Raw genomic sequence first — 14,394 nt, forward strand, 5'->3', positions numbered from 1 at the left:
TTAGTTTCTCCGGATATCCATTTCAAATACACACGTTGGACACAGAAACCTCCTATACTTCAACTTGTAAGAACAAATGGAGGTGCTGGCCGATGTTAAGTATGCCACTTTTCGGTTAATCCTGTGGGCGTAAAAGGTTAAAACAAAACATTTCGGCGGAAGGATCGTTTAGTCATAAACTAATTATAAATCGAAGGGGGTAACGCCCTCTATGAAAGGGATGTTAAATATGAAATTCAAACAACATAAAAGACTTGGGCTAGCCCTTGCTATCGCGTTATTAGCTTCTCCGGTGGCCCTGTCGCTGCCAGCAGGTCAAGCAGCAGCGGCTGTTACCAACGCCAAATTCAGCATCATCAATCAGTCTTTTAGCATTGAGGGAGTTAAGAGCAGCATTGGTACCATCAATAGCAAAGGTTCCACTTATATTGCATTGCGAAACTTAAATACGGCGTTGGGACTAGGAACAAATTTCGATAAAAAGACTCAAGTGGTTACTGTTACCGGGCACAACCGGATATTGAAGCTGGATCTAAAAAACAACACCGTGACGTTAAACGGTCAGCTCATTAATGGCCAACAAGTGATTCTACAGGACAACACGACCTATCTTCCGCTGCGCTTTTTGTTGGAACGCATGGGCTATGAAGTGACGTACTCATCAGCTTCCAAACAAATCGGCATTAAAGCTATTGCCGAGAACAAGTTGACGATCCAAGCCCACTCGTTAAGCGATAACAGCGGCGGCAAAAAGCGATTGGTTTATTACCCTGTGATTTCCGGCATGGGAAATACGGACGTACAGACCAAAATCAATGCGCTGTTGAAGCAAGAGGCAGAGAAAACAATAGCCTTATCGAGCCAGCATAATGAGTATGACACGATCAGCAACAGCAATCTTAAAGGAGCATTCGAAGTTACGTACAACGAAAAAGGAAAGCTAAGTCTATATACTTCCTACAGCATGGATTCAGGCGGAGCGCATGACCTCCATAATCTCGTTCCTCATACGTTCGATTTGAGTACGGGGAACGAACTTACCTTGAAGGATGTGACGGAAGGCAAGGCAAGCTATGTGACGATCATTAACGACCAGATCAAAAAACAAATCAAAGACCGTAAGCTTGACGTGATCACGCCTTTTAAAACGATTAAGGCTGATCAAAATTTTTACTTAACCCATAACGGAGTAGCCATTTACTTCACCGAGGGGGAATTAATGGGCGCTGCACAGGGTTTTCCTACGTTCGTTATCCCATTCTCGGCATTTAAGTAAAGATGTATAATTCAAAAATACGTTCAATTAAGAGAGTCATTCGTTAATGATCAAGGAGCAGCTGGCCGATTTGGGAGCTGTTCCTTTTTAATGCAAAACGAACAAAGGAGCATTCTGCCGCCGGCAGGTGCTCTATTTTTATAAATTTCTGCTTGAACCTTACGTAACGTAATGATTTATTATGAATCTAACAGCAGGATGAGATATTGGCTAACGGCGTAAAAAATAACAAAATACATTTAAAATCGAAGGAGAAAACGGACATGAGGAAGCTCGTATTATTTATGCATGTGTCGCTGGACGGGTATGCGTCGGATTCGAACGGAGGACTCGATTGGATTCCGTACAATGAGGAATTGGAAAAATACGCCGAGGAGGTCGTAGCCGAAGTCGGCGCTCCCGTGTACGGACGCACGACGTATCGGATGATGGAGAGCTACTGGCCCACGTTGTTGGACGATCCGAATGCGTCGAAGCACGAACTGGAGCATGCCAAATGGCTGCAGGCGGTTAAGAAGGTCGTTATTTCCGGGACGATGGACAAGGTGGAATGGAACAATACGATGCTGATCAAGGACAATATCGCGGAGGAAATAAGAGCGCTCAAGGAGCAGCCTGGTAAAAATCTCGTCATCTTCGGCAGCCCGGGAGCGGCAAAGACGCTGCTTGAGCTCGGTTTAATTGACGAATTCCTGCTTACGATTTGTCCGGTCGTCCTTGGCGACGGAACATCGGTATTCGACGGCGCAGGCGAGAAAATCAGGCTCAAGCTGCTGTCAAGCCGGACGTTCAAGTCGGGCATTATCGCAGCCCGCTATGAGCTGGAGAAATAGCCATCTCCGATGTTTCGCTTAAACATAAAAGGACCTCCGTCAGGAAGGTCCTTTGTTTTATATTTCAGGGAAGAAACGAATTTTATAACAATCAGTAGTGCCCTTTACCTGTGCCTACGCCACCAACTTGCGGTCCGTAACCTCCGCCCCAGCCGCCAAAAAAGCCGCATCCGCAGACGATAATCACCAGCAAGATGAACAGTACAAGAATCGCCCCAACTTGATTGCCATGGCCAAATCCTGACATAATTCACAACACCTCCTTGGAGTATACTCTACAATATGAGCGGGGAGGTAAGTTGCTTGGGTATTTGCCTCAGAGGCATTCATCTAATTCCATTTGCCTATTATAGTTATCGACCAAGCTCACTAACGTGAAGGTTGGTCCTTTTATTTTATATTACAGTTACTCCGTTACACGCTTATTGCGCTTTGACTCCATTTATAGAAGCCGTAACCCTGCCCCTCATAGAACTCTAGGAATCCGTGTATGGATTGGATAGGTTCAAGGGTTACGTTAATCGATTTGGTAGTGTCGCGCATATGGATGAGCTTGCCCACCCATTCTCCATTCAATATCTCTTCTTTCACCTGCTGCATCGTTTGACTTACGTACATGCATTTCCACCTTTCTTGTGCCTCATATTTAGTGTGGCAGCAATCTTCTATAGTCGCTACCCAAGCTATCATTTTCGGGTAATCCTAGTTTATGCCGCTACTCGATTATATAGAAGGCGGTGAATAAATAATGTCACTTTCCGTTGTCGCATATTAGGTAGTTTTATCGACTCTCACATTTAGCTGATGTTTTCATTTATTGGCCGCGGATGTATGGTGGGATAAGGTTCCTGTCAAGCGGATGACAAGAATCTTATCCCATTCCTCGTTCACACGAATGGCAGATCTAACTCTTCGTTGAATTCTTCCTCCAGCACCTCGACCGGTACCGTTTGTTCTTCTTCCGGCGTGGCTGTCGGATGAATTCTCGCCGTTCCTGCTCCTACATTCACGTGCTCGATAAAAACGGGGACGCCGAAGTACGATACGATGATCATATCCGGAGATTCGGCGATCTCCTTCGCTCTGGATGCTTCCACAGTCAATCACCTCTTGCAAAGTATTTGCAGAGACCCGGTTGTTTATCCGCGCGGCCGCATCGAACAATGTCGCGATATTTTAAACACAAAGAAAACATTTGATAATCGAAGTTTTTTTGTGTTTTAATAGACTGCATGGTGAAATGGTAATAAGCGACAGTGAATGAGTCTTAAAGTCCTATTCATATAGATATTTAGAGCTATAATTAATATAGTTTATCTACCGTATTTTATACATTCATAGGAAAAGGACAGGGGTTCTCATGAAAAACTTATCACGAAAATGGATGTTTATGGTTATTGTCGCATTGATCTTTCAATTGGGTGCAGGAAATTACATTACGCCTACCATATTCGCCGCTTCGGGTCTTAATTTAACGACCAGCTTGGGTTCAGCCTCATTTGCTGCAGGAGACAACACGGTCTCGACTCCGGTTGCGGTCGACTCTGGCATAACCGTAACCGACGCGGTTAGTACGACGCTCGAAAGCGCGGAAGTGGCTATTACAGGCAACTTTTTTGCTGGGGAAGACGTGTTGGCTTTCATTAACGACGGAGCGACCATGGGGAATATTGCGGCAAGCTATGATGCATCTAAGGGCTTGCTGACGCTGACGTCGGCTGGTGCTGCAGCAACGTTAGCGCAGTGGCAAAGCGCCCTTCGTTCAATTGCCTATACGAATACGGCCGTAACGCCGAATACGGCAACGCGTACGATCAGCTTCAATGCGGCTGACGGGGCTGGCAATACCAGCAATACAACAACGAGGAGCGTTTCGGTGTCGGCGACGGACCAGACGCCTATCTTGACCGTGTCCGGCGGGACGACAACTTACGTGTCCGGCAGCTCTTCTGTCACGATTGACTCCAGCGTGACGGTAACCGATTTGGATAATACGACGTTATCCAGCGCTACGGTATCCATCGAGGCAGGCTACATGTCTGGTGATATGCTAGTTTTTATCAATACGAATTCAGCCATGTACGGCAATATTGTCGCAAGTTATAATGCAGCTTCGGGCGTGCTGACGCTGACATCCTCTGGCGCGACAGCCACGTTGGCGCAATGGTCCAATGCCTTGCGTTCAGTTGCGTTTTCGACAACGAGCATTGCGTCAGGAAACCGAATCATCAGCTACAAAGGGAGCGACGGCTCAAAAACGAGCGCCGCTGCTACGAATACGGTACATGTTGCCGGGTCGCCAAACTTGACCGCGAGCAACGGCTCGGCTTCCTTCGTGGCTGGAGATAACACAACCTCTATACCGGTTATTATCGACTCCGGTCTAACGGTGACAGATGGAGTCAGTGCTACGCTTGCAAGCGCGTCCGTGGAAATTGCGGGCGGCTTCCAAACAGGTGAAGACATCCTTCGCTTTACCAATGACGGTGCAACAATGGGGAATATCACGGCTAGCTATGATGCAGCCATGGGTGTGTTGACACTGACGTCCGCGGGTGCTACGGCTACGCTCTCGCAGTGGCAAAGCGCCTTGCGTACTGTTTCTTATACAAATGCTGCCATCATACCAAATACGGCAACGCGTACAATCAGCTTCAGTGCCATCGATGGTGCTGGCAATACCAGCAATACTACAACGAGAACCGTTACCGTAACTGCCACGAATCAGACGCCTATCCTAACCGCTAGCAACAGTTCGGTCATTTTTAGGTCCGGTGATCAGGCAGCTTCAACTCCGGTAGCCGTAGACAGCGGTCTGACGATAACCGACTTGGACAACACGACGCTTGCAAGTGCATCGGTTAGCGTCTCAAGCCACTTCATCACCCAAGAGGATGTGCTGGCATTCACCAACGACAATGCTGCGAAATACGGCAATATTACGGCTAGTTTTTCGAGCACGAGCGGGGAGTTGACGATGACTTCCGCAGGAAGTGCTGCAACCTTGCCCCAATGGCAAAACGCCTTGCGAGCCGTTACCTATAACAATATAGCCGCAGCACCGGATACGGCGGCTCGCACGGTCAGCTTCATCGTAAACGACGGAGCAAGCAACAGCGGCAGTGTAACAAAGAACATTACCCTGATCGCGTTAAGCGGCTTAAGCTCCAGTCCGAATACATTTAGCGTGTTGGCAGGTCAAACGGCGACAACGGTCATTACGGCCAAGTATTCCAACCTGTCAGAGGCGGATGTGACCTCATTGGTTTCTTGGTCTGTTCAAAATCCTGCAATCGCGAGCGTTTCAAACGGAAGCATTACAGGTCTCCTGACAGGCAGTACAGTGATCACTGCCGTTTACGGAACCAAATCCATAGACATAAGCGTGACAGTGAGAAGCGTCTCCGGCCCGGGTCCCGGAACGCTCCCGGCTACGAAGATCTTCCGCGATTTCGTCTCTACCGACCGGCTTAAAGTATCAATACAAGCTTCCTTAAACGCCGGGAAACCAACATCGTTCCAAGACACGGCGTCCCATTGGGCCTCCAAAGATATTTCACTTGGCGCTAAGATAGGCATAATCGCGGGCTATCCGGATGGCAATTTCCGCCCGGATGCCTCTGTTACGAGAGCTGAGTTTAGTACGCTTGTCGTTAAAGCATTTGCTTTACGTTCGGGCAATGGCGGGAAAGAGTTTGAGGATACCCCTACCTCCTGGGCACAAGAGTCCATTGGAATTCTTGCTGACTACGGCGTTATCAGCGGATATCCCGATGGAACATTCCACCCTGACCAAACGATTACGCGTGCCGAGATGGTTGCCATTCTTTCGAAAATACTTATTATGCAAAGCAATTCCGGTGAATCCAATACTTTCATTGATATAGCGCCCCAGCATTGGGCTAAGAAGATGATTGAAGAAGCGACGGCAGCCGGAATTATCCAAGGCAAGGGCGGAAACCGGTTTGCGCCGGACGATACCCTTACAAGGGCTGAAGCTTTGACGGTTATCCTTCGCGTAATGAAAAAAGATCCGGTTATTTCGGATCTCCTCGGATAAAACGACAAGAAGGGCAGTATCTCAGGTGGTTCACCCGAGATACTGCCCTTCTCCATTTATTTGACCTTATGAATGTGAGAAATTTGCTGCTTTCGGAATTCGCCGGGCGGCATCCCGATCTGCTTTTTGAACATCCGGTTGAACGACGTTATGTTCTCGTACCCGACATGTACGCCAATGTCGTGGATAGACATCCCGGTGACGATAAGCAGCTCCTTGGCCTTGCGGATGCGGATTTCGTTCAGATGGTCGCTGAAGTTGGCTCCGGTTTTTTCTTTTATATAGACGGACAAATACGCGGGTGACATGTTTAGCAATTGGGCCAGATAGGCAAGCGACAAATCCTGAGAGTAACGGGTGTTCAAAATATCCATAATCAAGGCTGCGATTGGATCCTGACGTTCTTGCGTTTCGTTGATGAAGGCGGCTACGCACTCAAAAAGCTCTGTAAACGTATCCAAATAATCTTGCACGGTGACGCATTCCCTCACCTGCCTGATAATGGAGTAGACCTTATCAACGGATTCGGCCTTTAAGTGCAGCGGCTCCAGATTAATCCACACTTTGGATGCGATAAGATCGGCCAAGTGCCGATACACTTGAACGGAGGCGCCGTTTTTGACGAAAAGATCGATAATCTCGGACATCAGCTGTATGGCACCCTCGGCGTTGCCCGATTGCATAAACGAACCCAGAGCCTGCTCGTGTTTCGGGTTTAACAGCATTGGAGGGGCTGCCTGCAGCTTGTCAATAAACTGTATATCCTCGGTCAGGTTTGCCTGCATGGCCATTTGCCGTACTTCCTGATAGGCCGCGCCAAGGTCATGATAACAAACGCTTTGCGTGCCGACGGCTATAGTGACAGGGCAGCGGATATTTTGCCGTTTCAACAGCGGTTGCAAGGTATGCATGAAAGAGGCGATTTTCTCGCGGATACCTCCATAAAGGACCGTTACCACGCAATCCGTCTCGATCTGGAACGTGTCGGTGTCGTTAAACCTCTCGCTTATCCGATTATGGAGGAATTCGGCGACGCTATGCAGGATATACGGTTGTTCATCATTGGCGCAAGCTTCTTTGGAAAATCGAAAATGAAAGAGCACAACATGACAGCTACGGTTGGCTGGCAGCCGGTTGCTCCAATCCGCACCCAAGACTCCGTTAATATTCCTTAAACGGTTTAAGCATTCCAAGCGAGACAGAGCGGACTGGGGTAAATTCGAACCTAGCTTTCTGTAGCTGTGGGAAGGCCCTTTCCGCATAGATATTCTCATGAAAGGCACCCTGCTTTCCAGTTGTATTTGTCCATTTATTCATAATACTTCCATAGAGTGAGTCTGGAGTTAAGCTAGTGTTATCTGAATGTCAAAAAAATGATAGACCCTATATTAGATAATATGCAGAAAGTACGGACTTGCCGGAAAACCGTCTTCCATTCTAAAGAGCTGTATGCTATCGAATGAAATGTGAATAGGCATTCCGCATCCGCTAGATTACACTGTCTGTGAATTAGGCAGCAGCAATCTTAATAGAAGCGGAGCGTGTGAGGAATGAATAGGTTGTTCAAACAAGCGCGGCGGCGGTTCATCGCGGGAACGATGACGGTAGCGCTTGTCGTAACGGGCTTGCCGATTGGCGCGTCCGGGACGGCTAACGCGGAGGCGTCGCAGCTCGGACCGGAGCTATTGATTACGGAAATCGTGGCTAATTCTCCGAACTATACCCCTCCGGGCGGAAGCGGTACGGACGATAACGCTTGGGAATATGTCGAGTTGTACAATAACAGCGACACTGCGATTTCGCTGGGTGACTACTTTATTACCCGCGACAGCTATAACGGCGGCGCTCATTACGAGTATCCCATCGAAGCTGGCCGCATGCTTGAGCCTCATCAGACGATTGTTGTAAAAGGTCAAAGCAATGCTTCCGATCCTGCTACGGCAGCAGAGCATAACGCGCTTGCATCTTTTAACTCGGCATACCACGCCGAACTGACGGAGACACAAGTCGCCTTTATGGACCAGTCCAGCGGCGGCAATCTTCCGAACACCGGTACACAGACGGTATCGGTCAAGCGTTCTTCAAACAAAGAAACCGTTATTTCCGCGAGATATAACGATGCGGATGCCGCAGGGGCTCCGCTCATCAACTCCTCCAACAACATCGACGACAGCAACGGCAAAAGCATCGTATTTGCCTATAATCCGTTAAGCGGAGCAACGGCGATGACCAAGCTGGCATCCAAGCAAGCGCCAACGCCGGGAAGCCTTATTGCGGGTCAGCCGGTTGCGGATACGGGCGTTCCGGCGACTACGCCTCCGGTATTAACCCATGTTCCGGCAACTGTACCAATCGAACCGCAAAATTTCTCCGTGACAGCCGACGTGAGCAGCGACGGTGCTTTGCTCTCCGCGAAGCTCTATTACAAGAAAGCGGAAGATGCTGCTTTTACGCCGGCAGACATTAACGTCAAGGATTCCTCTAGCGTACTGACCGGCGTAATCCCCGCAAGCGTGATGCAAGGGACAAGCAAGGTGGAGTACTATATCGAAGCAACGAACGCTGCCGGCATGACCAGAAGCCCGTCCGCGGCCGACAGCTTCTACGAGCTGCAGATCAAGCAGCCCCAGCAGCCGGAAGAGCCGGAGCTGCCCCCGGTTCTGCTCATTTCGGAAATCGTGTTTAACACCCCGAATATCGGCAGCGGGGACGTAAATGCCTGGGAGTATTTCGAGATCTATAACAACAGCAGCGAGCCAATCGCGTTGAATGACTACCAAATCCAGTATTTTAACGGTTCTGCGCTCGCATACGAGTGGACGTTCAGGGATAACAAGACGATCCAGCCAAACCAGACTATGGTTGTGCGCGCTTATTACAGCGATGAACAAAACGGCTCGCTGGACAAGTTCAACGGAGCTTATAACGTGTCGCTTACCGACAACGACATCGTCTCGTTTAATCACCCGTCCGGCAATCTGATCAATACGAATGAGCATACGGTATCGATCGTGAAGAAGACCGGAGAAACGGTCGACACGATCGTATCGGCCAAATACAACGACGGCTGCCCGGCCGAAGCGGCTACCAATTGCGACGACTTGAACAATACGGCCGTGATCTATAAAGTGGATGGCCAAAAAACGAAGCTGATGGAGAAGGTCGGAAGCAAGGTTGCGCCAACGCCGGGTTCTTTGGCCGCTGGTCAGCTTTCCCCTCAAATCGAGCATGCGCAGGTAGCAGGCTCGACTTTGGTTAAAGATATTCCGATCAATGCCGTTATTACGAGTGCGGCTGGCACTGTTCAAGGCGCCAAGCTTTACTTCAAGACGGATAAGGATGCGGATTACGGCTCCGTCAATATGACCGCGGGTGCGGAAAACCGCTATAGCGGGGTTATTCCAAAGGAAGCCATGAGCGAGGAGGCCGAATACCTCTATTACTACATTGAGGCGACGGACGGGCTTCATACAAGAAAGAATCCCTTCTCCGGCAGCCCGTTTCAGGTTCGGATATTCCACTCGGTGACGGATGCCGCTCCTGCGCTTCTCATTACGGAGCTTGTTCCGGATGATAAGGGCAGCGATATGTACGAGTACATCGAGGTATACAACAACACGGATCGATCCGTTAATCTGAAGGACTATGCGATCTATTACGAATTTTCGCATGGCGCGACGATCAGATGGGATTTATCGGAGGACTTTAATCTGCCTTCGAAGCAATCGGCGGTCATTTGGGTCAAATCCGACTTAAGCCTTGACAAGACGCTGGCGGATTTCAACGCGCATTGGAGCTCGGTAACGGGTTCGCCTGTAAATCTGACAAGCGCGCAATTGACTTCTCTTTACTCGATCGGAATGGACAATACAAGCGAGGGACGTATTCTGATCGCTCCGGACGCCGCCGATTGGGTTGGCCATTGGGGCGGCGCCATTTCGCAGGCCTGGTATAACGTTGGCAAGGATGAAGTGAATGACGACGGAAAAAGCGTTGTATACGAATATCCGAAAGGCGATTCGAATCCGCAATTTTTGAATCGGATGTTCGAGCGCTCCGCCGGCCAGACGGCTACGCCGGGCGTAATCGTCGAAGGACAGGTGCCGGAAATAACCGTCGAGGTTCCCGAGGACGCGACAAAGCCGGAAATCACTTATACGGCTCCCGCAGGCAACCAGCCATTTGGCAGCTTGAACGTTGCGGCGACCATCTTGGACGATGTCAAAGTTGACCGGGCAACTCTCCTCTTCAAAAAGAAGGGCGATTCCGCCTATCAGGAAGCTAACATGCTTCGTTCGTTGACCAATCCAAACGAATACAGCGGTACAATCGCCTTGGATAAAATACTTGGGGCAGAAGCTCTCGACTATTATATCGAAGCGGCGGACGGCCAGAACATTTCCCGTTCGACGGATGGCGGAGGGGCCCTTTACTCGGTTACCTTTGAACCAAAAAGCAAGCTGTGGCTTGATACAGCTCCGAACAGCTTCCTGAAAGGCAATGCCCGCATTCAAGGCAATGCCCTTGATGCGGGACGCGCGTTAAGCTTGAAAGCGGACGGCCAGACGCTGAACAGCGGGAAGGCGTTAAACGACAATGCTTATCTGACGTTTGACGCCGACAATATGGAGAAGAGCTTTAATGACGGTTTATACGTGAACGGACAGCTGGTATCGACGTTCCCTAACATATCCTACCTTGCGCCTCATGTCGCAACCGTACCTAAAAGTCTGCTGAAGCCGGGCAACAACGTGCTGCTCGTGACGGCCGGCAACAAGCTGGATCCGCTTGGCACGGAAGGCAATAACGATGACTACAAGATCGAGAACATGAGGTTCTTGCTCGGCAATGGCGGGCAAGCCGCTATCACTGCGAGAGGCAAGGTGCTCGATAAAGACCAGTTTACCGTTGTTGATCCGGCCAAACGGCAAAAGGTCGGCGACAGCGCCGGCTATTTCGAATATCTCGAGCTGACCGTCAATCTGCCCGAATCGTTGTTCCAAGGCACAGCAGCAACGCTGGATACAACTACGCTCTCCGATGGCGAGCACGTCTTCGAGGTGTCCGATGCCGAAGCGGGAACCAAGGCAAGCGTAACGGCTATCATCGACAACACGCTCCCGGTATTCGAAGAGTTCTCCGTTAAGAACGGCGAAACCTACAGCGGCAATATCGCGCTGAACGTTAAAGCTGCAGACGCAACCTCCGGTATTCGCACAACGACGGCTACGTTGGATGGTGAAGCCGTAACGCTGCCAGGTCAAGTGAAAGCATCCGAGCTGTCTGCCGGCGACCATGTATTTACCGTTACGGTTACGGACAAAGCCGGTAATGCTGCGGCTTCTTCCGCGACCTTCAGCGTCGGCGACGAGACACCAAGTCAATCTTTCGAGCCAACGCCTGGGGATAACGCTGCAAACGTTGGAACTAATGCGCAGCTTAGCGTAAAGGTAAGCGATCCGAACGGGGATGCGATGGATGTCAGCTTCCGCGAAGCGTACCGATACAATTACAGCAATCGTACGGACATTGCGGGCTTTTCCAATTCGACGGACCGCGAACCTCCGCTGGAGCTGAACCCGGCTGGCGAAACGGCGGTTTCCGCGGAAGCGGTTAATCAGGTAAAAGCGGTGGACGGCAGTTATTTCGTCACCGACGCGGACGGCCTGTTCCCGTACCAGCGTTACGACTTCAAGCTGGATCAAGAGCCGGTCGATATCGCAAACGTAGAAGTAGTCTGGAAAGGGCATTCGCTGCCGGACCGTCAAGTGACCCTGTATGCTTGGAATTACAATACGAACAAGTGGGTAAGAGCCGCATCGGGCGTTGGGGCGGAAGACTTCGAGCTGAAGGCGAAGGTCAGCGCGTCGGATATGGTTAGAGACAAAACGATTCACGTGCTTGTCCAGGATCTCGTGCCGGCTGCCGAAGACGGAGTCGACTTCAGCTTCGCATGGGCGAGCGACACGCAATATTACTCCGATTCCTATCCGGAAATTTACGACAAAGAAATGAAATACGTAGCCGACATGAAGGACGAGAAGAAAATTTCCTATCTCATTCACACCGGCGATTTGGTCGATGACTTCAACCGTCCGGACGAGTGGAAGGTTGCGAGCGACAGCATGAAGCGTCTGGAGGATGCCGGCGTTCCGTATGGCGTCGTAACGGGCAACCATGACGTCAATCACGACGAATCCAACTACACGGAATATTGGAAGTACTTCGGACGCGAGCGGTTCAAGGATCAGCCGTATTATGGCGACGACCTGAACAATAACCGCGACCACTACGACTTGATTTCGGTCAAAGGCCAGGATTTCCTGATCATGTACCTGGGCTGGAACATTCAGGAGAGCACGGTGAAATGGGCAAACGACGTGCTGAAGAAGTACCCGGACCGTTACGTCATTATCGGTACCCATGAATATATTTCACCGACGGGCGCTTATTCCGGTCAAGGCGAGATGATCTGGAACGAAATCGTAGCGAAGAATGAGAATGTTAAGATGGTGCTTTGCGGACATTTGCATGGCGTTGCTTATAACGTCAAGCACGTCGAGAACAGCGACCGCGTCGTTATCGAGATGCTGGCGGATTACCAATCCGGCCCGCAGGGCGGACAAGGCTACATGAGATTCCTGGAATTTAATTTGGCCGCTAATCAGATTCATGTAACGACTTACTCGGCTTACATGAACGACAGCAATTTCTTCGAGGAAGAAGGCAAGGACGACTTCCTGCTGCCTTACAAGACGCAGGATCCAAGCAAGCAGGTTTCGACCGATTTTATCGGAGTAAACGTCTATGGCAGCAAAGAAATCGGCAGTCAGAAGAACGTGGCAAGCGGCAGCACGGCTACCGCAAGCTGGCCTGGTCTAGCAGGCAATACCGCATATCATTGGTACGCAACGGCCACGGACATAAACGGCGACAGCTCGACTTCGGATATATGGAGCTTCTCGACGGGCTCTAAGACGGTACCGCCAACAACTCCATCGAATCCGAGCACTCCGTCTAATCCGGATTCAAGTCCGGATGTAACGGTTATCTCACCAAATGCGATCCCTGCAGCGGGGGAAGTGACGTTGAAGCCGGATAAGGGTGACAGCGCAATCGCTCTTAGCAAAGAAACGCTGGCCAAAATCGGCAGCCGCGAAGTGAAGGTCGACATCGGCAGCAGCGTTATGGTTACCATACCGGGTACGGTTCTGCAGTCTCTCGGCGGAAAGCTCGGCGATGGCAGACAGCTCGTTATCAAGCTGGACCAAATGGCGCAGAGTTTAATCGACCAGGCAGAAGCGGCCGCGGGAAGTAAGCGTAATGCGAATATGGAAGCGAAAGGCGCGGCCTTGCAGCTTTCCTTCGGCGAGCTTGGCAAATCCGGCGGTCTGACCAATATCGGCACGCTGCCTAGTCCGGTCAAGATTGATTTGAAGGCGGATTCGATCAATAACGTCAAGCTTGCGGGCATTTACCGGATTGACGAGAGCGGCAATGCCGTCTGGATCGGCGGCGAATACGCGGATGGCAGCTTTACGGCGTCCGTTGATCAACCGGGCAAGTATATCGTTATGGAATATAACAAGCCGTACAGCGACGTCTCCTCAAGCAGCTGGGCTTATCATTACGTGCAGGAGCTATCGTTCCGCGGTATCGTAAATGGCATCAGCGACAGCAAGTTTGGCGCCAACCAGTCTACGACGCGCGCGGAATTCGTGACGCTGCTCGCTAGAGCGCTTGGACTTAGCGGGTCCGATTCGGCGGCATCGAAGTTCAAGGACGTGAAAGCGGGCAGCTGGTATGCGGATGCCGTAGCCGCAGCCCTTCAAGCGGGAATCGTAACGGGCATTACCGAGGACAGCTTCCAGCCGGACAAACGGATCAGCCGCGAAGAGATGGCCGTCCTGATCATTCGTGCTCTCGAGTATAAGCAAGGTACGGCTGTCGCAGACTCGGGCAATGCTGCTTATACGGATGGAGGCAAGATCAGCGCCTGGGCCAAAGAAGCCATTGAGAAGGCGAACGTGCTTGGCATCATGACCGGCCGCGAGAACGGGCAATTCGCTCCGCAAGCGAATGCAACGCGTCTGGAAAGCGCGAAAGTCGTCTATGAACTATTGGAACAATTGAAATAACGTACAGCTTTTACCGGACCGGCGCATGGAGAATCTATCTCCATGCGCCCGCTCGGGTTTGGCATACCAAGGAGGCTTGCGAATCCC

At 50.6% G+C, this 14,394-nt stretch carries 9 protein-coding genes; 5 read left to right on the plus strand and 4 right to left on the minus strand.

What is annotated here, in order from left to right; all coding sequences use genetic code 11:
• Positions 1-211 precede the first annotated feature (211 nt).
• Positions 212-1,276: a stalk domain-containing protein gene (locus FHT67_RS02010; RefSeq protein WP_167195179.1), complete on the plus strand. Its 1,065-nt coding sequence runs from the start codon at positions 212-214 to the stop codon at positions 1,274-1,276.
• A gap of 263 nt (positions 1,277-1,539) precedes the next feature.
• Positions 1,540-2,109 (plus strand): dihydrofolate reductase family protein, encoded by a 570-nt coding sequence (locus FHT67_RS02015; RefSeq protein WP_167195182.1) that lies wholly within the window; start codon positions 1,540-1,542, stop codon positions 2,107-2,109.
• A gap of 91 nt (positions 2,110-2,200) precedes the next feature.
• On the opposite strand, the gene FHT67_RS02020 is transcribed toward FHT67_RS02015, so the two are convergent.
• The 3 genes from FHT67_RS02020 to FHT67_RS02030 form a co-directional block, all read right to left on the minus strand.
• The gene (locus FHT67_RS02020) at positions 2,201-2,356 is read right to left on the minus strand and encodes a hypothetical protein (protein ID WP_165930559.1); all 156 of its coding nucleotides are present in this window, start codon (positions 2,354-2,356) and stop codon (positions 2,201-2,203) included.
• A gap of 167 nt (positions 2,357-2,523) precedes the next feature.
• Positions 2,524-2,727, minus strand: a complete 204-nt coding sequence (locus FHT67_RS02025) for a hypothetical protein (RefSeq protein WP_132303425.1) — start codon at positions 2,725-2,727, stop codon at positions 2,524-2,526.
• 269 nt (positions 2,728-2,996) lie between these two features.
• Positions 2,997-3,206 carry an H-type small acid-soluble spore protein gene (locus FHT67_RS02030; RefSeq protein WP_132303427.1) on the minus strand — a complete coding sequence of 70 codons (210 nt, stop codon included), beginning with the start codon at positions 3,204-3,206 and terminating at the stop codon, positions 2,997-2,999.
• A gap of 263 nt (positions 3,207-3,469) precedes the next feature.
• Between FHT67_RS02030 and FHT67_RS02035 the strand changes: the two genes are divergently transcribed.
• A complete protein-coding gene (locus tag FHT67_RS02035) occupies positions 3,470-6,169 on the plus strand; it encodes an S-layer homology domain-containing protein (RefSeq protein ID WP_167195184.1) in 2,700 nt (899 codons plus the stop codon).
• 56 nt (positions 6,170-6,225) lie between these two features.
• On the opposite strand, the gene FHT67_RS02040 is transcribed toward FHT67_RS02035, so the two are convergent.
• Positions 6,226-7,080 (minus strand): helix-turn-helix domain-containing protein, encoded by an 855-nt coding sequence (locus FHT67_RS02040; RefSeq protein ID WP_167195187.1) that lies wholly within the window; start codon positions 7,078-7,080, stop codon positions 6,226-6,228.
• On the opposite strand from FHT67_RS02040, the gene FHT67_RS02045 reads away from it, so the two are divergent.
• Both FHT67_RS02045 and FHT67_RS02050 read left to right on the plus strand, forming a co-directional pair.
• On the plus strand, positions 7,075-7,344 hold the full coding sequence (locus tag FHT67_RS02045; protein WP_167195190.1) for a hypothetical protein: 270 nt from the start codon (positions 7,075-7,077) through the stop codon (positions 7,342-7,344). The genes FHT67_RS02040 and FHT67_RS02045 overlap by 6 nt on opposite strands.
• A gap of 375 nt (positions 7,345-7,719) precedes the next feature.
• Complete coding sequence (locus FHT67_RS02050) at positions 7,720-14,307, plus strand: lamin tail domain-containing protein (RefSeq protein WP_167195193.1); 6,588 nt, start codon at positions 7,720-7,722, stop codon at positions 14,305-14,307.
• Positions 14,308-14,394 lie beyond the last annotated feature (87 nt).

Source organism: Paenibacillus sp. BK720 (genome assembly GCF_011761545.1).
Lineage (GTDB): Bacteria > Bacillota > Bacilli > Paenibacillales > Paenibacillaceae > Pristimantibacillus.

What these genes read in the sequence shown, in the direction of transcription:
- FHT67_RS02010 (WP_167195179.1), top strand. Translation starts at nt 212, where the DNA reads ATGAAAGGGATGTTAAATATGAAATTCAAACAACATAAAAGACTTGGG.
- FHT67_RS02015 (WP_167195182.1), top strand. Translation starts at nt 1,540, where the DNA reads ATGAGGAAGCTCGTATTATTTATGCATGTGTCGCTGGACGGGTATGCG.
- FHT67_RS02020 (WP_165930559.1), bottom strand. Translation starts at nt 2,356, where the DNA reads ATGTCAGGATTTGGCCATGGCAATCAAGTTGGGGCGATTCTTGTACTG.
- FHT67_RS02025 (WP_132303425.1), bottom strand. Translation starts at nt 2,727, where the DNA reads ATGTACGTAAGTCAAACGATGCAGCAGGTGAAAGAAGAGATATTGAAT.
- FHT67_RS02035 (WP_167195184.1), top strand. Translation starts at nt 3,470, where the DNA reads ATGAAAAACTTATCACGAAAATGGATGTTTATGGTTATTGTCGCATTG.
- FHT67_RS02045 (WP_167195190.1), top strand. Translation starts at nt 7,075, where the DNA reads ATGCATGAAAGAGGCGATTTTCTCGCGGATACCTCCATAAAGGACCGT.
- FHT67_RS02040 (WP_167195187.1), bottom strand. Translation starts at nt 7,080, where the DNA reads ATGCATACCTTGCAACCGCTGTTGAAACGGCAAAATATCCGCTGCCCT.
- FHT67_RS02050 (WP_167195193.1), top strand. Translation starts at nt 7,720, where the DNA reads ATGAATAGGTTGTTCAAACAAGCGCGGCGGCGGTTCATCGCGGGAACG.